13 protein-coding genes and 1 pseudogene are annotated in these 24,604 nt (G+C 73.1%); 9 read left to right on the top strand and 5 right to left on the bottom strand.

Annotated elements, in window-relative coordinates:
• The first annotated feature begins 17 nt into the window (after positions 1-17).
• From ACFVWD_RS20430 to ACFVWD_RS20450, 5 genes are read left to right on the top strand one after another with little or no spacing between them, the layout of a single operon-like run.
• The gene (locus ACFVWD_RS20430) at positions 18-899 is read left to right on the top strand and encodes a DUF4132 domain-containing protein (RefSeq protein ID WP_389597796.1); all 882 of its coding nucleotides are present in this window, start codon (positions 18-20) and stop codon (positions 897-899) included.
• Complete coding sequence (locus ACFVWD_RS20435; RefSeq protein WP_389597798.1) at positions 896-5,797, top strand: hypothetical protein; 4,902 nt, start codon at positions 896-898, stop codon at positions 5,795-5,797. The genes ACFVWD_RS20430 and ACFVWD_RS20435 overlap by 4 nt, the downstream gene beginning before the upstream one ends.
• Positions 5,794-7,032 carry an AAA family ATPase gene (locus ACFVWD_RS20440; protein ID WP_389597799.1) on the top strand — a complete coding sequence of 413 codons (1,239 nt, stop codon included), beginning with the start codon at positions 5,794-5,796 and terminating at the stop codon, positions 7,030-7,032. Before ACFVWD_RS20435 ends, ACFVWD_RS20440 begins: the two co-directional genes overlap by 4 nt.
• Positions 7,019-10,654: a DUF5682 family protein gene (locus ACFVWD_RS20445; RefSeq protein WP_389597801.1), complete on the top strand. Its 3,636-nt coding sequence runs from the start codon at positions 7,019-7,021 to the stop codon at positions 10,652-10,654. Before ACFVWD_RS20440 ends, ACFVWD_RS20445 begins: the two co-directional genes overlap by 14 nt.
• On the top strand, positions 10,651-12,411 hold the full coding sequence (locus tag ACFVWD_RS20450) for a hypothetical protein (protein ID WP_389597803.1): 1,761 nt from the start codon (positions 10,651-10,653) through the stop codon (positions 12,409-12,411). Before ACFVWD_RS20445 ends, ACFVWD_RS20450 begins: the two co-directional genes overlap by 4 nt.
• 16 nt (positions 12,412-12,427) lie before the next feature.
• On the opposite strand, the gene ACFVWD_RS20455 is transcribed toward ACFVWD_RS20450, so the two are convergent.
• On the bottom strand, positions 12,428-13,015 hold the full coding sequence (locus ACFVWD_RS20455) for a hypothetical protein (protein WP_389597805.1): 588 nt from the start codon (positions 13,013-13,015) through the stop codon (positions 12,428-12,430).
• Positions 13,016-13,285: 270 nt separating this feature from the next.
• On the opposite strand from ACFVWD_RS20455, the gene ACFVWD_RS20460 reads away from it, so the two are divergent.
• Together ACFVWD_RS20460 and ACFVWD_RS20465 are read left to right on the top strand one after the other, a co-directional pair.
• Complete coding sequence (locus ACFVWD_RS20460) at positions 13,286-14,371, top strand: WD40/YVTN/BNR-like repeat-containing protein (RefSeq protein ID WP_389597807.1); 1,086 nt, start codon at positions 13,286-13,288, stop codon at positions 14,369-14,371.
• Positions 14,372-14,487: 116 nt separating this feature from the next.
• Positions 14,488-16,991, top strand: a pseudogene (locus tag ACFVWD_RS20465) (SpoIIE family protein phosphatase).
• Here the strand turns inward: ACFVWD_RS20465 and ACFVWD_RS20470 are convergent.
• Entirely contained in the window at positions 16,966-19,035 is a 2,070-nt protein-coding gene (locus tag ACFVWD_RS20470) for a BTAD domain-containing putative transcriptional regulator (RefSeq protein WP_389597809.1), read from the bottom strand. The pseudogene ACFVWD_RS20465 and the gene ACFVWD_RS20470 sit on opposite strands and share 26 nt — an antisense overlap.
• A 176-nt stretch (positions 19,036-19,211) precedes the next feature.
• Between ACFVWD_RS20470 and ACFVWD_RS20475 the strand changes: the two genes are divergently transcribed.
• Both ACFVWD_RS20475 and nhaA read left to right on the top strand, forming a co-directional pair.
• A complete protein-coding gene (locus ACFVWD_RS20475; protein ID WP_389597811.1) occupies positions 19,212-20,099 on the top strand; it encodes an alpha/beta fold hydrolase in 888 nt (295 codons plus the stop codon).
• 121 nt (positions 20,100-20,220) lie between these two features.
• Positions 20,221-22,119 carry a Na+/H+ antiporter NhaA gene (nhaA, locus tag ACFVWD_RS20480; protein WP_389597928.1) on the top strand — a complete coding sequence of 633 codons (1,899 nt, stop codon included), beginning with the start codon at positions 20,221-20,223 and terminating at the stop codon, positions 22,117-22,119.
• Positions 22,120-22,146: 27 nt separating this feature from the next.
• On the opposite strand, the gene ACFVWD_RS20485 is transcribed toward nhaA, so the two are convergent.
• The 3 genes from ACFVWD_RS20485 to ACFVWD_RS20495 all read right to left on the bottom strand — a co-directional run bounded on the left by ACFVWD_RS20485 (position 22,147) and on the right by ACFVWD_RS20495 (position 24,532).
• The gene (locus ACFVWD_RS20485; RefSeq protein ID WP_389597813.1) at positions 22,147-23,046 is read right to left on the bottom strand and encodes a PIG-L deacetylase family protein; all 900 of its coding nucleotides are present in this window, start codon (positions 23,044-23,046) and stop codon (positions 22,147-22,149) included.
• Between the two features lie 95 nt (positions 23,047-23,141).
• The gene (locus tag ACFVWD_RS20490) at positions 23,142-24,047 is read right to left on the bottom strand and encodes an NAD(+)/NADH kinase (protein WP_389597814.1); all 906 of its coding nucleotides are present in this window, start codon (positions 24,045-24,047) and stop codon (positions 23,142-23,144) included.
• Positions 24,048-24,235: 188 nt separating this feature from the next.
• Entirely contained in the window at positions 24,236-24,532 is a 297-nt protein-coding gene (locus tag ACFVWD_RS20495; RefSeq protein ID WP_099946176.1) for a zinc-ribbon domain-containing protein, read from the bottom strand.
• Positions 24,533-24,604 lie beyond the last annotated feature (72 nt).

Below are 24,604 nucleotides of genomic sequence, written 5' to 3' on the forward strand. Positions count from 1 at the left end.
TCGGGAGGGGTCCTGTCATGGGTTGGATCGAGACATCCAGTGGGTACGCCGTCACGTTGGACGGCACACAGGTGCGGTGCCGCAACGCGACAGGGCGCACGCTGAAGCAGGTGCCCACGAAGCTGCGGGACGACGTGGAGGTCGTCCGGCTGCGGCAGTTGGCCGAGTGGCTGGAGCGGCATGAGCAGGAGTGCCGCTCCCAGGTGGACACCTGGATCGTCCGCTCCCTGCCCGTGCCGACGGACCTGCTGGCCCGGGTGTGGCCCGATGCCGCCTGGCAGGGGGCGCTGCGGGATCTGGTGGTGGCGCCGGTGGACGCGGACGGCACGGTCGCGCTGGAGCGCGCCGGATTCCTGCGGGACGCGGATCCGGAGCAGGGCCTCGGCGTGGTCGACCTCGACGGCGACTCGGTCCGGCTCGCCGCGCGGACGGTGGTGATACCGCATCCGGTGCTCCTCGAAGACCTGGAGGAGCTGCGGGAGTTCGCGGCGGAGCTCGGTGTCGAGCAGGGCGCGGGCCAGTTGTTCCGGGAGGTCTGGCCGCGGCCGGACGAGAGGGACGGCGCCGCCTTCGAGTGGAGCGCCTACGCGGGCGGGAAGTTCGAGGAACTGCGGCACGCGACCGCGCGGGCGGGTTCGTACGGCTATCGGGTGCGCGGCGGGTACGCGGTGTGCCCGCTGATCGAGAACGGGGTCGCGGTGGAGGCGGCCTACTGGATCGGCGCCGACTACCCGGAGTCCGAGACCCGTACCGGCGGCCTGGAGTGGCGGGCCGCGGGCGGGCGCCGGCTGCCGCTGCGGGAGGTGGGGCCGGTGGCCTGGTCGGAGGGGGTTCGGATGGCGGCTTTGGTGTACGCGGGGCGTGTGGTGAACGGCGAGGACGAGGAGGGGGAGCTGTGAGCGGGGATCAGCTGCTGGAGTCGGGAGCGGTACTGCCGCTGGGCGCGGGTGCCGGCGATGTGCTGACGGCGCGGACGTACGAGCATCCCGTGCTGGAGGGGCGCACGGTGGTGCGGCTGGTGCCCGAGGCGATCGGGCCCGCCGAGGACCTCGCCCTGGAGTACCTGGGCTTCGGCACCGCCGACTCGGCGCCGGTGGGCCGGGTGAGGCGCCAGTCGCTGGGCTTCCCCGCCTGGGCGCTGGTCAACGACCCGGTGAACGGGCACCATGCGCTCGCCGTGGTCAAGGAGATGGAGCGGCTCACCCGGATGGTGTCGAGCAAGCCGGGCCACGCCAAGGACGGATTCGACGAGATCGGCACCCGACTGGACCGCTCGGTGCCGCACTTCCTGCCGACGTACTACGAGCAGGTGGCCCGGTTGTTCCTGGCGGCGGAGTCGCGCCAGCACGCTGCGTCGTTCTTCGGCAAGGCCCGGGCGGCCGAGCAGCGGCACGCCCTCGACGTGGACGAGGACCGGCTGCGGGAGGTGTTCCTGGAGTTCGCCGGGGCGGGCGCGCTGAGCGGCAAGGCGCTGCGCGACCACGCCAAGGGGCTGGCGGCACGACTGTCCGGGGCAGCCGCTTACGAGCAGTTCAGGACACTGTCGTCGCAGCGCTGCGCGGCCGGGATCGCTCCCTACGCGGGCATGCTGGAGGATCTGCGGCGGCTGGCGAAGGGGGCGGGGCTCGATCCGCGTGCCGAGGAGCGTGCGCTGCTCGCCGAGATCCTCCCCTCGGGGGCCATGAACCGCGCGGCCGGAAGCTTCTGGAAGTCCGCGCTGCCCGCTCTGGCGGAGCTGGCGCACGAGGATCCGGCGGTACGGGAGCGGTTGCTGACGCTGATGCCGTCCACGGGCGGTGATCAGCGTGAGGAGTTCGACGCGGCGTGGCTCGCGCTGCTCGACGCCTGCGGGGCGATCGGTCTGCTGCTCGACGGCACGGTCGACGCAGCCGACTGGCTGAGCCTCTGGGACCGGCACCGTCAGCGTGGCTGGCGGCAGCGCAAGCGGCTCGTCGAGGAACTCGCCCTGGTGGAGCGGCTGGCGCCTCGGCTGATCGCCGACGGCAAGCCGGTGCGGCTGCTGCGCGAGCAGGGCTGGAACTCCTACGTGGATCTCGACCTCCTGGACACCGCCCTGGCGGCGGGTGTGCCGGTCGCCGACCCCTCGCCGGGCACCGAAGGCCTGGAGCTGCGCTACTGGACGGACGACGAGCGCCCGGGCCGCCGGGACCTGGCCGCGGTCACCGCCGACCCGCGCTTCACTCCCCTGTTGCGCAGGGCGGTGGAGGGCCTCTCGCTCACGGACGCACCCGCGTCCGGGCCCTCGGCCCGCGTGCGGCGGCTCGCGGACCATCCGGAGCTGCGCACGGCCGTGGCGGGCTGGCTCCGGGACCGTGCCGACGAACTGGCCGAGCCGGTCGGCCTGCCGGGGCTCAAAGAGCTGCTGACCAAGGTCTCCCGCTTCTCGGCACCCGCCGCACTGGCGACGGCACCGGAGGCCGTCCGGCGGATCGTCGGCTTCGATCCCGCACCGGTCCTGGGCCGCACCCTGCGCACGGGCATCTTCGACGAACTGGGCTGGCCCGCCCTCGAAGAGGCCCTGGACACCCTCGGCAAGGTCGCCCCGCCGACGAGCGGACAGCACCCGTGGCCGCACCCGCACGGCGGGTCGTACCAGTACGCGGACGCCTGGCCCGCGCTGATCGTCCGTATCGGGACCCAGGTCGCGCTGGCCGGCTCCGACGCCCTGCTCGACGCGCGCACGCTCACCCTGCCGTCCCAGGGACACCAGTACGGCGAGCCGACCGTGCGTCACGTGGACGGCCAGTGGCTCATCGCGTCCGGGTACGGGAACGAGCAGCGGGCCGTCTGGTCCGGGCGCCCCGCCGACGTGTTCAAGCCGACGGGCCTGCCGGGCGGTTGGTACGGCGGCCACCCGGTGTCGCTCGCGCTGCCCGACGGCGGCCGCTGCTTCGGCGGCCGGCCCGTGCACGCCGGGGACACCACGTTCGCCGAGCAGCGCCGCGAGATCGCCTCGGACGGCATCTCGTACTGGGTGCTGCACGAGAACCAGTGGCACGAGTACGATCCCGCCACCGCCAAGCGCGGCCGGGCGTCGGTGCCTGCGTTCTTCGACTCGGCGCTCGCCGACGCGCGCCCGGGCGTCGTCCTCACACAGTCGGACTGCCGGCTGCTGCCGGTCCAGCCGGGTCTGGAGGGCTCACCGTTCGGCAGCAAGGACGGGCTCCTCGGCTGGTGGGTGACGCACGACCGGAACTCCGGTGCCTGGACGGCCTGTTCGGTCGACGGAAGCCGCAGTCCGGCGACCACCGAGGGCATTCCGGCCCCGCCCCTGCGCCTGCCGGGCGGCGCCGTCCTGCACCCCGTGCAGGAGGGCTGGAACCGCACGTTCGTCGAGCTGTGCGACAAAGACGGCCTGTCGGTGGCCCGTGTCCAGCTGGGCGACCGCGGCAGCGTACACGCGGCGGGCACCCGCTTCCTGCCGCCGCTGTGGTACTGGCACGCCCTGCGCCCGCGCGACGAGCACGGCTCGGCCGCGCTGCGGGCCGTGACCGACACGGACGCCACCGCCCTGCTGGCCGCCGTCCGGAACGGCGAGAGCCCGCGGGAGGCCGTGGCCCGGCTGCTGCCCGCCGTCACCGACGAGCGGCTCGCGCTCGGGGTGGCCGGGTTGGTCGAGGAGACGGCCCGCTGCGCCAAGCAGATCGCCACGCTCGCCGAACGGGCCGAGCGGCCGCTCGCCGCACCCCAGGACAAGGAGGAGGAAGTCCGGCACGCGTACGACCACGTCCTGCGCGAGGCGCTGCGGGAGCTCACCGCTCCCGGACACTTCTACGGTTACTACGGCAACGAACAGCACGCCACCACCGCCGTCGACCAACTCAGAGCGTTGCGCGAGCTGTTGGCCCCGGGCACAGCGCCCGCGAAGTTCCCGTTCATCGGCACCGGAGTCGCGTGGCTCTCGCTGACCGGTCCCGGCACGGCGGCGGCCGCCCTGCGCGCCGCCGCGCCCACCACGCCGGATGAGCAGCGCGCCGGGCTGCTGGAATTCCTCGACGTCGTCCTGTCGGTCGGCGACGGCGTGCTCGTCGATCCCCGCGGACGACTGCGGGTCGTACAGCTCAAGGCCTCCCGGTCGGAGCGGCCGGAGCGCGTCGGCGAAGTACTGGCCTCGGGCGACCGGCGGCTGCTGATCCTGTCCTGTCAGAAGGTCGACGCGGACGACGCGTACTGGAACGCCGTCGAGTACGACCCTGCGGGCGAGTTCGGCCCCTGGGAGGGCTTCGCCCTCGTCGAGTCCGAGATCCGGGGCACATCCGGAGACGAGACCCTGGCGCCCGCCGTACGGCGGTTGGTGGCACTCGTGAGGGAGCGGGGGCCGCTGCCCTACCGGCCGGAGCAGGCACGGGAGTTCGCCGAGCGGGTGGGGGTGAGCGCGGTGGCCGGAGCGCTGCTGCTCCTCGGGCTGCCCGGGCTCAACTCGTACGGCAAGGACGGGCTCCTGCCCGCGCAGCAGCTGCAGCCGCTGGGCGCGAAGAGCTCGGAGGCACAGGCCGCCCGGAGCGCCCTCGGTGAACTCTCCGTGCAGGAACGGCAGTTGTTCACCGCCGCGCTGCTCCCCACGGATCCCGGACACATGGAGCGGCTGTGGACCGACGGCTTCGACCTGGAGCCCGTCGTACGGATCTGGATCGAGCGGCGGGGGCAGCGGCGGGCGGCGCCGCCCGAGCTGATCGCGCGGATGGTGAGCGAGATCGGTCCGGGCCGGATGCTCGACGCCGTCCTCAACCCGCAGGCGCGCCCCGAGCTGACCCGTCGCACCGAGCAGCGGTTGCGGGGCAACGGACTTGAACCGCTGGACGCTGAGGCCCTGTTCACCGGATCCACCCTGGCCGCGTACGTCAGCATGCTGCGCTGGCTCGCCTATCGGCTGCCGTACGGCGATCCGCTGCGCGCGACGCTGCCCGAGACCCTGCGCATGCTCCGTGAACGCCTCACCGACCCCGGGCTGCTGCTCGACCTCGGGCTGACCTGGGGGAATGACGGCTACACGGTGTCGACCCGGGTACGGGAGACGTTCGGGCTGCCCGCCCAGGGGGGCGGGGACGAGGAGGGCCTGCTGCGGGCGGGCCCCGCGATCGTGCTGGCGCCGATGCGGCACCGCTCGGAGTGGGACACCGTATGGCTGCGGCCGTCTGCCGTGCTGGCGCAGGCGGGCGAGGAGGGCGGACCCGATCACCCGGCCCTGAAACTGCTCGCGGGGCTGAGCCGGGACAGCGGCCAACTGCAGTCGCTGCGCACGCTGTTGAGCGAGGAGTTCACCGCCCTGATCACGGCGGACGGCCCTCCCGGAGCCGCACAGCACCCGGCCCACAGTGTGCCGGAGCTGGTGGCCGAGGCGGCGCAGAGTTGCGGGCTCTCCGAGGACGCGGCCGGGCTCTATCTCATGCTGCTCGCGCTACCGGACCCGACGGACCGCAACCAGGCGGCCTGGACCGGCTGGAAGCCCGCGCGGCTGAAGGGGGCCCGAGCCGAACTGGCCGCCGCCGGGCTGGTGGTGGAGGCGAAGCGGTCCCGGGCCGGGCGAGCGCAGTTCCTGCCCGGCGGCTGGCTGGAGCACAAGGCTCCGCGGTTGCCCGTCGAGAGCTGGAAGACCCCGCTGCTGCCGGAGACGACCCACGGTTTCGTGGTGCCGGACTGCCCGGTGCCGGAGTTGTTCGCGCGCGCCTGGCGGAGGGGCGTCGAGGGTGACGCGCCCGGGTTCGAGGAGTTCGCCGGGCGCGGTGGCCGGGGCGGCAGAGGTGGCCGGGGCGGCCGGAGCGGAGGCAGGGCATGAGCGACGTACAGACCACGGCGAGCGGGGTGACGGCAGCGGGTGCGACGACCAGGACGGACGTGACAGAAGCGGTGGGCGTAACCGGTGTAACGGGCGTGTCGAGCGTGACGGGCGCGCGGCAGATCGAGCTGCCCGAGGACCGTCACGCCGAGGAGTTGGCGTTTCTCGCGGCGTACGACGAGGGGCCGCGACCGCCGGGCTGGCACCTGACCCCGCGTGCCGTGGTGACGTTCGTGTGCGGTTCGGACGGCGAGACGCTGGGCGGCGCGGACGGGCGACGGCTCGTCGTGTCACGGAAGTTCGTTGGCGAGCGGGGACTCGTCGAGCGGTGTGTGGTGACGCTGGCGGGCGAGCGGGGTCTCCTGCTGGTCGGCGAGCCCGGCACCGCCAAGTCGATGCTCTCCGAACTGCTGGCCGCCGCCGTGTGCGGCACCAGCGCGCTCACCGTGCAGGGCACCGCGGGCACCACGGAGGACCAGCTCAGATACGGCTGGAACTACGCGATGCTGCTCGCCGCGGGGCCGAGCCGCGCGGCCATGGTGCCCTCACCCGTGCTCACGGCGATGACCCGGGGAGCCGTCGCCCGGATCGAGGAGGTCACGCGCTGTCTGCCCGAGGTGCAGGACGCCCTGGTGTCCCTGCTGTCCGAACGGCGCATCGCCGTACCGGAGTTGGCCGGTGGCCCGGACGGGGACGGCACGGTGCACGCCGTGCCGGGGTTCACGCTGATCGCGACGGCCAACCTCCGTGACCGCGGTGTCTCCGAGATGTCGGCCGCCCTCAAGCGCCGCTTCAACTTCGAGACCGTCGGGCCGATCGACGACCTCGACGCGGAGACGGAGCTGGTCCGTGGCCAGGCCACGGCGGCGCTCGCCCGCTCGGGTGCCCGTTTCTCCGTGGACGACGCGGTGTTGGAGGCACTGGTCACGGCCTTCCGGGATCTGCGCTCGGGCCGCAGCGCGGAGGGCTGGGAGGTCGAACGGCCCACCACGGTGATGTCGACGGCGGAGGCGGTCCAGGTCGCCGCGTCGATGGGCCTGGGCGCCGCGTATCTCGGGGACGGCAGGGATGTCGTGCGCACCTTGCCCGGCCATCTGCTCGGCACGGTGCGCAAGGACGACCCGGCCGATCACGCACGGCTGCTGGGCTACTGGGACGGTCCGGTGCGGCGGCGCGCGGAGCAGGGCGCCGCGCTGTGGCGGACGTTGTGGGAGCTGCGCGATGACCTCGTGTGAGGCGGCGGCCGACTCGGCAGCGTCGCCCGAGGCGGCTCTGGAGGCGCTGGCCGAGTGTCGGGAGCCGTTCCTGATCGGTGTGCGGCACCATTCGCCCGCGCTCGCGGCGGCCGTGCCGGGGATGCTGTCGGCGGCGGCGCCGGAGGTGCTCCTCATCGAGCTGCCGGAGGAGTTCGCGCCGTGGCTGGAATATCTGGGGGATCCGGCGACGGTGCCACCGGTGGCGCTGGCGGGGAGCCGGGAGCACGGCGGGGTGGTCTTTCTGCCCTTCGCCGAGTTCTCCCCGGAGCTGGCGGCGATTCGGTGGGCGAGGGAGGCGGGAGTGCCGGTCGTGCCGTTCGACCTGCCTCTGGCCGCACGGGACGCGGACGAGGGGGCGCGGGAGGTGGCGGAGGAGCCGGGCGCGGGCGGTGCGGGTGGCGGCCGTGGGCGGTTGGCGGCCGCCCTGCGAGCGCGCGCCGGGGGCCGGACGGAGGACGACCTGTGGGCCCGGCTGGTGGAGTCGGGCGCGCCGGGCGCCGGGGCGGAGGAGTTGCGGCGCGCCGCGCTGCTCGTCGGCTGGGCGTTGCGGGCGGACACGGGAGAGGACGCCGTGGACCCGTACGACCTGCGGCGCGAGGCCCATATGCGGGGACGGCTGGCCGAGTACTCAGGGCGGCGTACGGCGGCGGTGATCGGGGCGTTTCACGCGCCGGCGCTGCAGCGGACTGGTTCCGATCCGGTGGGTTCGGGTGCCGGTCCGGTGGGTTCGGGTGCCGGTCCGGTGGGTTCGGGTGCCGGTCCCGCGGAGGACGTCCCCTCGGTCATCACCTCCCTCGTGCCCTACTCGTACCCGCTGCTCGACGAGCGGTCGGGGTATCCGGCCGGCATACGTGATCCGGAGTGGCAGCGGGGGGTGTTCCGGGCGGCCGGGGAGCCGGGGCGGCTGGACGAGTTGCTGACGGCGACGGCCGTGCGGATCTGCGCCGCCGTCCGCGAGACGGGGCATCCCAGTGGCCCCGCGGACGCCCGGGAGGTGGTGCGGGTGGCGCGGGACCTGGCCACGCTGCGCGGGCTGCCCGCCGCGGGCCGCGGGGAGCTGGTCGAGGCGGTGCAGACGGTGCTCACGCAGGGCCAGTTGCTGGGTCGGGGACGGGTGGTGGCCGCGGCCATGGAGCGGATGCTCGTCGGTGACCGGCAGGGGAGGCTCGCCCCCGGCACGCCACGCTCAGGACTTGGCCCGGCGGTCGAGGGCCTCCTCGCGGAACTCTCACTGCCGTCCCCCGCCGCTCCCGCCCGTCGTGAGCTGCGGCTCGACGCGCTGCGGTCCGAGCTCGACCGCCGGCGCGAGATCTGTCTGCGCAGGATGGCGGTCTGCCGTGTTCCCTACGGCGAGGAGGCCGGCGTCACGGGGGTCGGCGACGGCGCCGCGCTCACCACACGGTGGACGGTGACCTGGACGCCCTCGACCGCTGCGATGCTGGATGTGACCGGCGTTCACGGAGTGACGCTGGAGCAGGCGGCCGGCGGCGTACTGGCGCGGCGACGGGCGGCGGAGCGGCGCGACGGCGGTCCGACCGCGGCCCAGGTGCTCGCCGGGTTCGAGGACGCGGCCCGCTGTGCCCTCCCGGGGCTCGCCTCGGAGCGCCTCACGGAAGTCGCCGAACTACTGCCCGCGTCCGGCTCCCTGCCCGAACTCCTCGGCGGGCTCGACCTGTTGAGCCGGATCGGCGCGGGGCATGTGCCGGGGCTGCCCGCCCCTTGGGAGAAGGAGCGGATCGAGGCGGCGTACGAGGAGCTGGGCGCCGCCGGTGTCCGCGCGCTCGACGGGCTGACCGGTTCCACCGACACCGCCGACGCCCACGCTCTGGTGGACCTCGCCACCCGGGTGGACGGCGCGGGCGGCGGGCTCCGGCTCGCGGACGCCCTCGCCCGTTTGGACGAGGACGGCACTCCGCTGATCCGCGGCGCCGCGGGAGCCGCCCGAGTGCTGCTGGGGCTGCGGGAGGCGACGGAGTTCGGCACCCGGCTGGCCTCCCGTGTCGACGGTGCGGTGACTCCCGAGCTCCGTTCCGACCTCGCCGCGTTCCTGCGCGGCACACTGCTCGCCGCCGGTCCGCTGCTCGAGACGGGCGAGGCCGTGGACCCGCTCCTGGAGCGCGTCGAGTCGCTCACCGACCGGGCCTTCCTCGACCGTCTGCCGGCCCTGCGCGCCGGCTTCGACGTCCTGGCGCCGGCGGCCCGGTCCCGGATGCTCGCCGCGGTGGAGGACCGCACCGGCCGCGCGGTGGGCGAGTTGCCGGACGCGGTGGCGGAGCCGGGGTTCCTGGCCCGGATGGCGGCGGCGGATCTGGCGGGGCGGACTGCGTTGGCGACAGCGGGGTTGGATTCCCTGGGCACGGAGCCGTCTCCGACCTCGCATCAGGCCCCTCACGACAACCCCGCCGTGCCCAAGAGCCCTGCTGTACCCAACAGTCCCGCCGTACCCAACAGCCCTGACGTGCCCGACAGTCTCGCCGTGCCCGACAGTCTCGGCCCCGGCGATCGCTGGCGGCTCCTGCTGGGCAGGGCACGGCAGTTGACGGGGCGGCCCGGCCGGATCGCGCGCGCACTCGACGAGTTGTACGGGAGCGGCCGCGGCGAGGGGGTCGGAGAGCCCGGCGACGCCGGTGCCGGCGGCGGGAGCGAGGCGTCGTTCCCGGATGTGCGGAGCTGGTCCGAGGAGCTCGCGGCACTCTTCGGACCCGGGGTACGGGAAGAGGTGCTGGCCGCGGCCGCCGACGCCGGACGCGTCGACGCCCTGCAGGAACTCGACCCCGCCTCGGCCCGCCCCTCGGTCGAGCTCCTGCGGACGGTCCTCTCTTACGCGGGAGGCATGCCCGAGCAGCAACTCGCGCGGCTTCGTCCGCTGGTGGCCCGACTGGTCAAGGAGCTCACGGACGCCCTCGCCCACAGACTGCGGCCCGCCCTCGCAGGTCTCGCGCATCCGCGGCCCACCCGCAGACCGGGCGGTCCCCTGGATCTCGCCCGCACCGTGCGCGCGAATCTCGCGACGGCGCGCCGCGATCCGGCGACGGGAGCGGTGACGGTCCTGCCCGAGCGGCCGGTGTTCCGTACCCGGGCCCGCAAGGCGGCGGACTGGCGGCTCGTGCTGGTCGTCGATGTGTCCGGGTCCATGGAGGCGTCGACGATCTGGGCGGCGCTCACCGCGTCCGTGGTCGCCGGGGTCCCGGCGCTGAGCACGCACTTCGTGGCCTTCTCGACGGAGGTCATGGACCTCACCGACCAGGTGGACGATCCCCTCGGGCTGCTCCTCGAGGTGCGGGTCGGCGGCGGGACGAGCATCGCCCGGGGCCTGCGGCACGCGCGCTCACTGGTGACGGTCCCCTCCCGCACGCTGATCGTGCTGATCAGCGACTTCGAGGAGGGGGGTCCGGTGGGCCCGCTGCTGTCCGAGGTGCGGGCACTCGTCGACTCGGGCTGCCATGTCCTCGGCTGCGCCTCGCTGGACGACACGGGCCGACCGCGCTACTCAACCGGTGTGGCGGGGCAGCTGGTGGCCGCGGGCATGCCGGTGGCGGCCCTCAGCCCGCTGGAACTCGCCCGCTGGGTGGGCGAACGCATGGGAGGTACGCGCCGATGACCACGCTCCCCCCGGTGACGGCCGAAGTGGCGGCCGCCGCGCTGGAGTCGCTCCCGACCCGTCTGCGCAAACGAGCCGACTCGGCCGCGGCCAAGGCGGCGAACTGGCCTGTCGCCGCTACGGACGCGACGGTCGTGGTGCGGGTCGACGACGCGACGACGGTCACCCTCACCACCACGGCCGGGGTGGTGACATCCGCCGAAGACGCCGTGTGCAGCTGTCTGCTCGCGCCCGCGTGTCTGCACCGCGCGGCGGTCCTGACGCTGGCACCGCTGGCGGAGGAGACGGACGGCCCTCAGCCGACGGCTGTCGTTCCGTCGGACACCGACGACTCCACCCCTGGCCCTCCCCCTGTCCCTCCGGAGACCGGGTCCCTCCGCCTCACTCCCCCGCAGTCCGCGGCGGTGCACGCCCTCCGGGCGGCCGCGACCGCCGTACTGGCAGCCGGAGTGACCGGCTCCGGTGCCGTGCACCGCGCCGCGCTCCTCCATGCCGCCCACTCGGCGCGCGTCGCCGGACTCCACCGTGCCGCGGCCGCGGCCGTCCGGGTGGCACGGCGGCTCTCCGAGGCGGGCACCGGGGACCCCGCGTTCCGGCTGCCCGAACTGGCCTCGGAGCTGGCGGAGTTGCTGACCGTCGCCGACGGGCTGGGCCGCGCACCGGACCCGGATCTGATCGGCACCGCACGTCGGGCCTATGTGGCGAACGGTTCGCTGCGGCTGCGCGGTCTGTTCACCGAGCCGGTCGTGACCGCCTCGGGGTACGCCGGGGCGGTCACGTACGCCCTCGCGCAGGACGGTCGGCTCCGCTCGCTGTCCGACGTGGCGCCGGGCGACGCCGACCGTGCTCGGCAGGCCGCGGGCTCCGCGGTCCCCGGCGGCAGCGCCCTCACCCTGCGGGAACTGGGCGACCACGGCGGCGCGATCCTCACCGACCCGACCGTCTCGCCGGACGGGCGGATCGGCGGTGGCGGCGTGGTCCGTTCCGTACAGGCGTCGGGGGCCCGTTGGCACGAGGAGCCGCTCGACACGCTCTGGCGGCGTTCCCCGGCCGACCAGGTGGCCGCCGCGCTGAGGTGGTCGGCGGAGCCCGCCGAGGAGCGGGACGCGGGCGGTGACCTGCTCTTTCTCACCGGGACGATCACCGGCGGAGGGTTCGCCGTGGACGGCGGTCCCACGGTGCGCCTCCTGGCGCCGGACGAGCGTCCCGAACTCCCCTACGTCGAGAACCTCCGGCTTCTGGCGGGGGCCCACGGTCTGTCCGTGCGCCTCGTCGCGCGGCTCGCGGCGGACCGGCCGAGCGGAGTGAGCGCCCTCGCCGCGGCCTGGCAGGGCGCGGACGGTGACCCGATCCGCGCGGACCTCGGGCTGCGCCGCCTCAACCGCACCCACCTGCCCAGGACAGGGAGGGCCGTCATCCCGTCCACCCCCACCCCCGCGCTTCCCACGGAACTCGACCTCCTGCGGCGGGCCGTGGACCGCGCGGTCGCGGGTGGGCGCGCCGTCACCGCCGCCGTGGCCGACGGCGAACTCCCCCGTCGGCTCGCCGCGGTGGGTCTGGCCACGGGGGCCGCGTGCGCGCGGGCACTGGTGGACACGGCGTCGGACCGGCGCCATGACGCGCTGGGCCGACTGCGGCCGGCCGACCCGGAGGCGTACGCCCGCGCCTGGCTCGCGTCGTCCACATACGCCGCGGCCGCCACGGCATCCCTCCTCACCGCCGCCTGGGCACCGGAGGGGGACCACGATCCGGCCTGACCCCCCGGGGGTCTCCTCAGCCCGTCTTCCGCCCCCACAGGGGCCCGACCCGTTGCCAGTCCTCGTCCCACTGCGCCATGCGCCGCCGTTCCATGCGTCCGCGTACCAGCCGTCCGCCGATGAACGGCACACCCGCGACACTCACCCCCACCAGGACGCCCACCAGCGCGGCGCGCAGTTGGGCCTGGGAGGGCGTGGGGGGCTTGGTGACGAGGCGGCCGTCGGCGTCCGTCCATACGGTCACCGGGGTGCCCGCAGGGCTGCCGACGGACACCCGGGCCTGGCCGGCGTGCGGCGAGCCGTCCGCCGCTCTCCAGTGGACCTTCGCCCAGACCATGTCGGCGTCGTTCGCCGACGCGGTCGACTTCGGCACGTCGTCGTTGAGCAGCGCCAGAACGGAGTGCCACTCGGCCCGCTGCCTGGCCAGGCCGTTCTCCACGGACTGCGTCGCCAGCAGACCGGTGAGCACCCCGCCGAGCGCGGTGAGCGCCCAGGCGACGAGCACGATCCAGGCCTCCAGCGCGTCACTGCGACGCCGCAGCGGATTGCGCCGCCATCGCCACAGCCACACCTTCGGAGCCTTCGGACCACGGAATGCCGCCATCGATGGCATCCTCCTCACGACCGCACGGACATGCCACATCGCCCTCCCATACGGGATCGGTCCCTCCGATGCTCACAACGAGTCCCACGACCCGTGCGTTCCAGGAATCCGGCCGTCCCTCGCCCGTGGGCGCGTCGGCCGGGACGAGACGTCGCCGATGCTCGACGCCACCCCGCTGACCTGCGGTAATGCGGCGTACAGGGGAGACTGTCAGTGCCGGGGTGCAGACTGGCCGATGTCTGAGACGACGTCGTCGCGGAGGTGATCGGCATGGCCGAGGTACTGCTCACCGTCGGTACACGCAAGGGGCTGTTCATCGGGCGGCGGCGCGGCGCCGCGTGGGAGTTCGACGAGAGTCCGTACTTCAACGCGCAGGCCGTGTACTCGGTCGCGATCGACACCCGCGGCAAGACACCACGGCTGCTGGCCGGAGGGGACAGCGCGCACTGGGGTCCGTCCGTCTTCCACTCCGACGACCTGGGACGGACGTGGACCGAACCGGCTCAGCCGGCCGTCAAGTTCCCCAAGGACACCGGGGCTTCCCTGGAGCGGGTGTGGCAGTTGCACCCGGCGGCGGCCGAGCCGGACGTGGTGTACGCGGGCACGGAGCCGGCCGCGCTGTACCGCTCCGAGGACAGAGGCGAGTCCTTCGAGCTGGTCCGGCCCCTGTGGGAGCACCCCACCCGGTCACGGTGGGTGCCGGGCGGCGGTGGCGAGGGCCTGCACACCGTCCTCACCGACCAGCGTGACCCAGGGGCCGTCACGGTCGCCGTGTCCACGGCGGGGGTGTTCCGTACACACGACGGCGGGGCGAGCTGGGAGCCGTCCAACTCCGGTGTCTCCGCGGTGTTCCTGCCGGATCCGAACCCGGAGTTCGGTCAGTGCGTGCACAAGATCGCACAGGACGCGTCGACCCCGGACCGGCTCTACCTCCAGAACCACTGGGGTGTGTACCGCAGCGACAACGCGGGCGGCGAGTGGACCGACATCGGCGCGGGCCTGCCGTCCACCTTCGGGTTCGCGGTGGCCGCGCATCCGCACCGCGGCGACACGGCGTACGTCTTCCCGATCAACGCGGACGCGGACCGCGTCCCGGCCGACCGGCGCTGTCGTGTCTTCCGCACGCAGGACGCGGGCAAGACCTGGGATCCGCTGACCTCGGGGCTGCCCCCGGAGGACCACTACGGCACGGTGCTGCGCGACGCGCTCTGCACGGACGGCGCGGACCCGGCGGGCGTGTACTTCGGCAATCGCAATGGCGAGGTGTACGCGTCGGCGGACGACGGGGACAGCTGGCGGCAACTGGTCTCGCATCTGCCGGACGTGCTGTGCGTACGCGCCGCGGTCGTCGGCTGAGACCCGGGAGCCGCCTCTCGGACGACATCCGGCGTCGGTCACCCGCCGTGGTGGTGCCGACCCGACCGGTAGCGAATTCACCGTGACGTACCGTCCCTTGCGCCGCTGGCGTGCCGATGCGGGAGGCGCGAGCATGGAGGTATGGGGATGGCGGTGAAGACGTGACGCCTGCGACTCCGGAATCAGGCAAAGGTCCCGGCACAGAGCCCAATATCGGTACGGAAGAAGCGGCCTCGGACGCGGCGGCGATCATCACCCTGGCCGGCACGGTGATCGGTTGGACCAGAAGCGCGGAAGAACTCCTCGGCCGTTCGGCCCGAGAGGTCGTCGGAGGCTCCGTCGGCCGTCTGGTGGCCATGCCCGAAGACCCCGGCCGCGTAGCGGCGATCATGGAACGCTGCCGTGGGGGCCAGCCGTGGAGCGGAGTGGTCACGCTGTCGCATCGCGACGGCCGTCGTGTGGAAGTGAATCTGCGCGTTTCCGCGTCGTTCCAGGTCGGCGACGACGAGTGTTTTCTCGTCTCGGCACGGGAGCGCATCACGCGCTGGGCCATGGGTCAGTCCGTGCTGGACGGGTTCATGACCCGTTCGCCCGTGGGAATGGCCATCGTGGACACGGACCTGCACTGCATCTGGCTCAACAACACCCTGGAGAGCATCGGCGGCATACCCCGTGAGCAGCGTCTGGGCCGGCGCCTGAGCGACCTGCTCCCGGGCCTGGAGGGGCAGACCATCGAGGGCGTGATGCGCAAGGTACTGCGGACCGGCGAGCCGGTCAGCGACTTCGAGTACCTGGGCTGGAGCTGGGCCGACCCCCGTCGACAGCACGCCTACTCCACGTCGTTCTTCCCCCTGGTGGACGTCGAGGGCGCCGTCACGGGCATCTGCTACATGGTTCTCGACGTCACCGACCGGTGGAACGCCCGCCAACTGATCTCCCTGGTCAATGAAGCCGGCGCCTGTGTGGGCAGCACCCTGGACGTCATGGAGACGGCCCAGGAGCTGGCCGACTTCGCCGTACCCCGGTTCGCCGACTTCGCCATCGTGGATCTGCTGGAACCGGTCCTCAGCACCGAGGGGCACGGAACCTGGCTGTCCGACGCGGGTCCGGCGACGACGGGGCTGGTGATGCGGCGGGCGGGCATGAGTTCCGTCCGGGAGGGGTGCCCGGAGGCGGTCGCCCAGGTCGGCGATCCGGTGGACTTCATCCCTCCCCCGCACGATCTCGGCCTCCTCGTGAACGGCGAGCCCGTTCTCATACCGGTGCTGAACCCCGACAACCCGCAATGGGTCGTGGAACAGCCGTCCAGGACCTCGAGCATGCGCGAGTTCGGACTGCACTCACTCATTTCCGTGCCGATGCGGGCGCGGGACACCGTCCTCGGCCTCACCACCTTCGTCCGCTCGCGGAACCCGGCTCCCTTCACCCCGGACGACGTACTGCTCGCCCGGGAACTCGTCGCACGAGCGGCCGTCTGTGTCGACAACGCCCGCCGCTACACACGGGAACACCACGCCACACTCACACTCCAGCACAGCCTTCTGCCCCACACGCTGGAGGGCGGCATGGCCGTGGACGTGGCCTCCATGTATCAGCCCGCGGACGCCAAGGACGGTGTGGGCGGGGACTGGTTCGACGTCATCCCGTTGTCCGGAGCCCGAGTCGGCCTCGTCGTGGGCGATGTGGTCGGCCACGGTCTGAGTGCCGCCGCCACGATGGGCCGGCTGCGTACCGCGGTGCAGACGCTCGCCGACATGGATCTGCCGCCCGACGAGCTCCTGGCCCACCTCGACGACCTGGTGCTCCGCCTCAGCGAGGAGGAGTCCCATGACGCGTCGGCAGACCTGATCCGGACCACGGTGATGGGTGCCACCTGCCTGTACGCCATCTACGACCCGGTCACGCGGAACTGCACGCTGGCCCGGGCCGGACATCCGCCGCCGGTCCTCGTCACTCCGGAGGGCCGGGTCAGCTTCCCGGAACTGCCGGCCGGCCCCCACTGGGGCTGGGCGGACTCCCGTTCGAGGCAGTCGACATCGAGCTCGCCGAGAACAGCCTGATCGGCCTCTACACCGACGGCCTCATCGAAGGTGACGAGCGGGACTTCGAGGTCGGAATGGCCCACCTCGGGGACGCCCTGTGCCCTTGCGATCTCCCGCTGGAGACGCTCTGCGCCAATGTACGGAGCCTGACCTCCACGCCGCAGTCCGACGACGTCGCGTTCCTCGTGGCGCGCACGCACGCGCTCAGCGCCGACCACGTCGCCTCGTGGGACGTGGCCTCCGATCCCGCCGCCGTGGCCGGGGCCCGCGCCCTCGCCACCCGCCAACTCCGCGAGTGGGGAATGGAAGCACTGGCCATGGAGACCGAACTCGTCGTCAGCGAGTTGGTCACCAACGCGGTGCGCTATGCCCCGGGCCCCGTGCGACTGCGGCTGCTGCGCGCATCCCGCCTGATCTGCGAGGTCACCGACACCAGCAACAGCTCCCCTCGGCTGCGGCACGCCCGGACCACCGACGAAGGGGGGCGCGGCCTCTTCCTCGTCGCCCAGCTCGCCCACCGCTGGGGCACCCGGTACACACACGAGGGAAAGATCATCTGGGCGGAACTGGACTCGTAGGCGCCCGCAGCGCGGTGGTGATGTCGGCGAGGTGGTCGTTGACGGGGCCGAGGGTGATCAGGCCGCTGCCCGCACCGGCGAGTTCCCCGGCGGCCGGCAGCAGGCGGGTACGGGCCCGCTCCAGCACATCCCGGTCACCGACCTCCAGCGCGACCATGGCCTCCAGGCAGCAGCACGCCTCGTACATCAGGTCGCGCGGCGGCTCCGGGAGCGCGCGCAGTGCCGCCCGTGCCTCGGCTCGGCGACCGGACGCCAGCAAGGCGAAGGGCGCGGCCCAAGGCCGGTACGGGCCCCAGTCCACCCCCAGGTCGATCCCGACCGGCCCTGGACCGGTACCCCCTGGACCGGTACCCCCTGGATCGGTAGACCCCGGACCGATATCCCCTGGACCGGTGTCGGACCACGTCCTCCTGTGCTCCACCCGCAGGCACAGCAGGGCGAGTGGGAGAAGCCCACGCTCCAGGCCCGGCATCCCGGCGCCGTCCAGCCGTGCGGCGGCATCCCGGTAGGCGCTCTCGGCCCCCGCCGGTCGCCCGGACGCGGCCAGCCGCAAAGCCCGGTACCACTGGGTGAAGACGCCCGCGAGCGGCAGTTCGTGGCGCTCGGCCAGCCGGTCCACGGCGGCGGCGTGGCGGTCGGCCGCGGCGAAGTCGGCGAGCGCGCCGCGTGCCTGGAGCCGGATGAGGTGACCGAGTACCTCATAGGTCACCAGGTCGTGCCGGGCGGCCAGTTCGACCAGCTCCGCGCCGATCTCGTCACGCCGTGGGGCCAGGCCCGCACGGGTGAAGGACTGCATGAACGCCCCGTTCAGCGCGAACGCCAGCAGCGCGGGATCGTCGAGACGACGGGCGATCTCCTCCGCCTCGCGGGCGGCCTGGGGGCCGCGTGGCGCTCGGCTGCCGCGTGTCTCCAGGGCGATCGTGGCCAGCAGGCGGCACCGCGAGGCCTCGTGCGCGTCGCCCGGCAACGCGGTGAGGGCGCGCTCGGCGGCCTCGACGATCCGTCGGGCCAGCTCCGGATCGTCGCTGCGGGTCCAGATCGCGGGGACGTCGTAGGCGCCGATCACCCGGGCGGTCAGGTCCGGGTCGCCGAACTCCTCCGCCGCCGCGATGGCCTCCATGCGGTGCTGCCCGGCGGCCGCGAGCCCACCGCCCCCGGTGACCGCGAGGTTGCGGATCAGGCTCACCGTCGTCTCCAAACGGGCCCGGGCACCGGCGGCGACCGTACGGTCGTAGGCCGCCGCCGTCCGTGTCCACAACCGGGCCGCGGTCGCCGTCGGCCCGGCCGGAGGATCGAGCCCGGGCTCCTGGGCGAGGATGTCCGCCTCCAGACGGCGCAGCCGGGGCCCGGGGTCCACCCCCAACTGGTCGGCCAGGACCGCCCGGGCTCTGCGCAGCACACCCAGCGCGTCCCCCTGACGGTCCTGCCGGTACAGCGCCAGCGCCAGCAGCCGCCAGGCGTCCTCGCGCCAGGGGTGAGCGGCGAGATGTACGTCCAGATCGGGCACCGCCTCGGCGGCCAGGCCGAGGGCCAGCTGTGTCCGGGCCCGCTGCTCCACCGCCTGGAGCCGCAGCTCGGCGAGGCGGGAGCGCTCGCCCCTGGCCCAGTCCTCCTCCTCGAACTCGGCATAGGCGGGCCCGCGCCACAGTGCCAGCGCCTCCTCCAGTCTCGGCAGCGTCTCCGTGGCCGGCAGCCGCGCGGCGCCGCCGACGGCTGTCTCGAAGCGCCAGGCGTCCACGGCGTCCGGCTCCGGGCGCAGCGCGTACCCGGGGCCGTCCGTGACCAGCAGACGGGCGGGGGTCCGCGGCGGACGGTCCGGCTCCAGGACGCGTCGCAGCGCGGCGACAAAGGTCTGTACGGCGCCCACGGCGCCGGGCGGGGGATCCGTCCACAGGTCGTCGACCAGGTGGGTGACAGGGACGACCCGGCGGCGGGCCATCACCAGCCGCGCCAGCACGGCCCGGTGCCTGGGTCCCTTCAGCGCGAGCGCGCGGCCGTCGCTCTCGGCCACGGTCGGTCCCAGCACACCGAACGCGACCCCCACCCTTCTCACCTCTCCCGGCTCACTTCTCCCGACACCCTCGCCACGGTACTGCGCCGACGACGTGCGGACCGCTTGCCGATCGCCTGCCGATCATCTGCTGATCACTCGCTGATTCGCGCCCGGCAGGCTCGTCGTGTCCCTCACCTTCCCCCCCCGCCTTCCAGAAAGGGCGAACCATGGCACCGACCATCCCCGGCTTCGACTACCGGCGCGTCCCCGTCGCCGACCATGTCGCGCTCAGCGTCGCCGTCGCCGGATCCGGCAGCCCGATCGTGCTGCTGCACGGTTTCCCGCAGACCCACCTGATGTGGCGGCACGTGGCCGCCGACCTCGCGGCCGACCACACCGTCATCTGTCCCGACCTGCGGGGCTACGGCGCCAGCGACAAGCCCGTCGACACCAGCTCCGACGGGAACGCGTACGCCAAGCGCACCATGGCCGCCGACGTCGTCTCGCTCGCCCGCGCCCTGGGCCACGAGCGTTTCGCGCTGGCGGGACACGACCGGGGCGCGCTGGTCGCCATCCGCGCCGGCCTCGACCACCCCGAGGCGATCACCCATCTCGCCTCGCTCGACGTGCTGCCCACGCTGGACATGTGGGACGTGATGCACGGCACCGGCGCGGCTGTCGGCTTCCACCTCTACCTGATGGCCCAGCCGCCGGGCCTTCCCGAGCGGATGATCCACGCCGCCGCGGACGTCTTCTTCGGTCATTTCCTCGACATCTGGACGCAGGACCCGAGGGCGATCCCGGACGAGATCCGCGCCGCCTACCTGGCGGCCTCCCGCGCGGCGGTCCCTTCCATCGTCGCGGACTACCGTGCCTCGGCCAGCATCGACGTCGAGCACGACCGGGCCGACCGTGCTGCCGGGAACCTGCTGCGGATGCCCGTGGCCGTTCTCCAGCAGGACTGGGGCGCGGCTCTCGGCTTCGACGCCGCCGCGCGGTGGCGCGCCTGGGCACCCGACCTGCGGCACACGACCGTCTCCTGCGGTCACTTCATGGCCGAGGAGGCCCCCGCCGATGTCGTCAAGGCCATCCGGGACCTCCTCGCCGACCACTGAGCGGATCCGCTGCCCCGGCACCTGAGCGGATCCCCTTCCCCGACACCTGAGCCGATCTCCTTGCCCGGCATCGTTTCGCCGCGTGCCGGACCACGCGCCGGGCGAGAATCAGGGGGTGACTGTGCCAGCTGAGACCTCGCCCCTGTCGAGGCAGACCGTGTGCGGCAAGGACGCGCGCAGTCCGTTGCGCTCCTTCCTGCGGACCGAGACCGGCAGTGCCGCGGTCCTGCTGGCCGCCACGCTCGCGGCCCTCGTCTGGGCCAACATGGGGCCGAGCACGTACGAGGACTTCTGGCGCACCGAGCTGTCGGTCCGCCTCGGGGCGGGCGAAGTCTCCCTGGACCTGCGGGAGTGGGTGAACAGCGGGCTGATGACGCTGTTCTTCTTCGTCGTGGGACTCGAGGCACGCCGGGAGTTCGACCTGGGCGAGCTGCGGGAGCGCAGGAGGGTGACGCTGCCGCTGCTCGCCGGGCTGAGCGGCATGGTCGTGCCGATCGCGATCTACCTGGCCCTCAACGCGGGCCATGGCTCCCTGCACGGCTGGGGCGCCGCCATGTCGACGGACACGGCCTTCGCCCTGGGCATGCTCGCCCTCTTCGGAGCACGGCTGCCCGACAGTCTCCGGGTCTTCATCCTCACCATCTCCGTCGTGGACGACTTCCTGGCGCTGGCCGTGATCGCCGTCGCCTACAGCGGCACCCTGGCTCTGCCCGCGCTGCTCACGGCGCTCGGCCTCTTCGCGGCCGTCGTGCTGGTGCGGCGCACACTCGGGATGCGGCTTCCCGCCCTGTACGCGGTGCTGGGCGCGGCGGTGTGGGTCGCGCTGCTCAAGTCGGGGGTGGACCCGGTCGTGACCGGGCTCGCGATGGGCCTGCTCACCTACGCCTACCCGGCCGAGCGCGTCGACCTGGAACGAGCCAGCCGTCTGTTCCGGCGCTTCCGTGAGCAGCCCACCCCGGAACTGGAGCGCTCCGTACGGCGCGGAATCGCCTCGACGCTCTCGCCCAACGACCGGCTCACGCGGATGTTCCACCCCTGGACGAGCTATGTGATCGTGCCGCTGTTCGCCCTCGCCAACGCCGGCATCACCGTCAGCGGCAGCCAGTTGGCCCATGCCTTCGCCTCGCCGATCGCCCTCGGCATCCTCCTCGGCTACGTGCTCGGCAAGCCGCTCGGCATCGTCGGCGCCACCTGGCTCACCACACGCGCCAGCCGTGGGCGTCTGCACCCGCCGGTCGGCTGGGGCGCCATCACCGCGGGCGGCACCCTGGCGGGGGTGGGGTTCACCGTGTCCCTGCTGATCGCGACGCTCGCCTTCGACGGGGCCCGGCTGGCGGAGGCGAAGATCGGCATTCTCGCCGCCGTGGTCTGCTCGTTCGTCCTCACCTGGCTGGTCACCTCGGCGATCGGCGCCCTCCCCAAGCGTTCCCGCATCCGGGCCCTGCTCGGCACGGGCACCACCATCGTCGACCTCAGCGACCCCGTGGACGTGGACCGCGACCATGTACGCGGCCCGCTGGAGGCGCCCGTGACGCTCGTCGAGTACGGGGACTTCGAGTGCTCGTACTGCGGCCTGGCCGAGCCTGTGGTGCGTGAGCTGCTCGCCGACTTCGGCGACGTGCGCTACGTGTGGCGGCATCTGCCGCTGACCGACGTCCATCCGAACGCCCAGTTCGCCGCCGAGGCCGCCGAGGCCGCGGCCCACCAGGACGGGTACTGGGAGATGCACGATCTGCTGATGCAGCACCAGGGTGACCTGCGGCCGAAGGACCTGCTCCGCTACGCCGAGGAGATCGGCCTCGATACCGAACGCTTCCGCAAGGATCTCCGCGAAGGCACGGGAACGGCCCGGGTCGCGGCGGACGTGGAGTCCGCCGACCTCAGCGGTGTCTCGGGCACCCCGACGTTCTTCGTCAACGGCCGCCGCCACCACGGCGCGTACGACATCGCGTCGCTGTCGGCGGCGGTGCGTGCCGCGCGGCAACGGGCGGCGCTTCAAGGGGTCGGACGGCAGGACTGAGCCCCGGTCAGGGCGAGGCCGTACGGTTCAGGGCGTCTCGCGGGCGCCCTCGAACAGATCGCTCTCCCGTGTGCCGCCGGTCCACGGCGGGTGGGCCCGCACGTACTCCTCGACCCGGCCCTCGTCCCCGGGCACGCTGAAGAGCCTCAGCAGGGCCGCGGCGTCCGCCTGGCTGGCGTGGGCCGCCAGGGCCCGCAGCTTGTGCGGCCAGAAGTCGGAGACATCCACGGCCGCGGTCACGGTGTCGTCGTCGACGGCGACGTCGAGCGGGGGGATCCAGGCGTCGGGTCCCAGGGCGGCCTCTGCCAGGGCGCGCACCGCTTTCAGGCTCGAGAGCGACACGGCGATGTAGTACAGCTTCGGCAGGCTCCGCGGGTGCCGGCCGCCCTCCTCGTTCTGATCGCTGTGATCGTTGTGAGGGTGAAGTCCGCCGGACCGCTTGATCCGCTCGAAGGCGGCGACGGTCAGCTCGTGCGTACGGACATGATCGGGATGGTTCGAGAACCCGTTGGGCGGATACGTCACGATCACATCCGGCCGGTACTCCCGCATCAGCGCCTCTAGCCGCCGGACGACCGGTTCGCCCTCCATCCTGCTGAACGCGTGAGGATCGACGTCGTCCGCCGAGTCGGGCACGCCGGAGTCGGGGTGGTCCAGCCGGACCAGGTCACTGATGCCGAGCGCGGCCCCCGACTCGGCGAGCTCGCCGGAGCGCCGTGCGGCGACCCGCGCCGGTTCGTGGTCGCGGTCGCCGGGCTTGCTGCTGCCGGCTCCGTCGCCCTGCGCACCGTCGGTGCAGGTGACGAGAACCGTACGAACCCCGGCGGCCGCGTATCGGGCGAGCGTGCCGCCCGTCTGACTGGCCTCGTCGTCCGGATGCGCGTGGACGACCATCAGCGTAGGCCGCCGGGTCTGCGGTGCGGTCATGACGTGGACCCTTCCGTCGGCGGCCCACCCTACCCAAGGCCGCCACCCCCGGGTCGGCCGCTGTGCCGCTCAAGACGCGTTCCCCGGCCTGCGCGTCAGGGCCCCGTCGAGGTGTCGGCGGAGTCCTGGGAGGTTCGCCCGCCCGCTTCGATACTTCCTTTGATGCCGAGTTTTCTGCGTGCTCGCTGGTAGAACGTCGTACCGCCCAGGCGCACGACATGAGCCGCCGCGGGGCATGCCGTCACAGTGATCCAATCGCCCGCGTCGAGATAGCCGAGCACCTCGCCGTCGACCTCGACCGCCAATCGCCCGGTCGTGGGGAGCAGTTCGAGCGTGACGTCCTCGTCCGCGGGCAGGGCGAGCGCCCGGTCGAACGACGAGTGCGCGCTGGCGGGAACGACCAGGATGGCTTCGACCCGGGGGGAGAGGATCGGGCCGCCCGCGGCGAAGCTGTAGGCCGTCGATCCGGTCGACGTGGAGACGACGACGGCGTCGGCGGCGTAGCGGATGAACTCCTCGCCCTGGAGCCGGATCGCGATGGCGGCCATGCCGCTGCCGGGTACCCGTACGAGGGCGATGTCGTTGAACGCACGGACCTCGCGCCCGTCCGGGAGGCGCGTTCGTACGGCCATCCGGGCCTCGGTGGTGAACTGACCGCTGTCGATCCGGTCCAGCGCCGGCTGGAGCTCGTCGACATCGATCTCCGCGAGGAAGCCCAGCCGGCCCAGGTTGACGCCGAGCACCGGAGTGGCACTTCCGGACAGCAGCCTCATGGAACGGAGCATCGTCCCGTCCCCGCCGAGACTGACGATCAGATCGGCCCGGGCGACGAGGTCCTGAGCCGGTACGGCCACGGCGCTGCAGTCGATACGGCCCACCTCGTCCGGCAGCCCCAGCACCTCGGCCTCGTTCTTGCGGGCCCACTGCACGACCGACTCGATGACCGGTCCCGGATTGCGCCGGGGATGCAGGATCAGGCCGATCGATCCGATCAGACCCATGAGGGTTCCCTTCCGTCGAGACGCCATGTCCAAGTAGTCCATCATTGCCCCGCGAGGGCAATTTCCGACCGATACGGCACGGAATGCAGTCTGGACGACTCATACGGAAGGGGTCGGCGGCGGACCGGCGCCGTCCGCGGGGAGCACGGCGCCGTCGACGTACCGCCGCGCCGGTCCCCGCCCCCGGCTCAGGCCTGGTACGGCTGCTGGGGCTGCTGCGGCTGGCCGTACTGCTGGGCGGCGTGGGCGCTCGCGGCCTGCGCCTGCAGCTGCTCCGCCTGCTCCTTGGTCGCCTTCTGCTCCGCGCCGCAGAAGGTGCACTGCGTCGCGTACTTCGACGAGATCGGGAACAGCGGCACGAAGAACAGCGTGAACTTCGTGACACGCTTCCGGAGCGTGTGCGCGGAGGGGTTGCCGCAGTGGCCACACACCAGCGTCAGTATCGCGAGCTGGTACAGGTATCCCCTGGTGCCAAAAATGATCATGCTGTTGGTCCCTCCCGGGTCGGTGCGGACGAGCTGCGGGATGCACTCGCGGAGCACAGTCTCGTGCACGTC

Source organism: Streptomyces sp. NPDC058086, from assembly GCF_042885015.1.
Taxonomy (GTDB): Bacteria; Actinomycetota; Actinomycetes; order Streptomycetales; family Streptomycetaceae; genus Streptomyces.

What these genes read in the sequence shown, in the direction of transcription:
- ACFVWD_RS20430 (WP_389597796.1), top strand. Translation starts at nt 18, where the DNA reads ATGGGTTGGATCGAGACATCCAGTGGGTACGCCGTCACGTTGGACGGC.
- ACFVWD_RS20440 (WP_389597799.1), top strand. Translation starts at nt 5,794, where the DNA reads ATGAGCGACGTACAGACCACGGCGAGCGGGGTGACGGCAGCGGGTGCG.
- ACFVWD_RS20445 (WP_389597801.1), top strand. Translation starts at nt 7,019, where the DNA reads ATGACCTCGTGTGAGGCGGCGGCCGACTCGGCAGCGTCGCCCGAGGCG.
- ACFVWD_RS20450 (WP_389597803.1), top strand. Translation starts at nt 10,651, where the DNA reads ATGACCACGCTCCCCCCGGTGACGGCCGAAGTGGCGGCCGCCGCGCTG.
- ACFVWD_RS20455 (WP_389597805.1), bottom strand. Translation starts at nt 13,015, where the DNA reads ATGGCGGCATTCCGTGGTCCGAAGGCTCCGAAGGTGTGGCTGTGGCGA.
- ACFVWD_RS20460 (WP_389597807.1), top strand. Translation starts at nt 13,286, where the DNA reads ATGGCCGAGGTACTGCTCACCGTCGGTACACGCAAGGGGCTGTTCATC.
- ACFVWD_RS20475 (WP_389597811.1), top strand. Translation starts at nt 19,212, where the DNA reads ATGGCACCGACCATCCCCGGCTTCGACTACCGGCGCGTCCCCGTCGCC.
- ACFVWD_RS20485 (WP_389597813.1), bottom strand. Translation starts at nt 23,046, where the DNA reads ATGACCGCACCGCAGACCCGGCGGCCTACGCTGATGGTCGTCCACGCG.
- ACFVWD_RS20490 (WP_389597814.1), bottom strand. Translation starts at nt 24,047, where the DNA reads ATGGGTCTGATCGGATCGATCGGCCTGATCCTGCATCCCCGGCGCAAT.
- ACFVWD_RS20495 (WP_099946176.1), bottom strand. Translation starts at nt 24,532, where the DNA reads ATGATCATTTTTGGCACCAGGGGATACCTGTACCAGCTCGCGATACTG.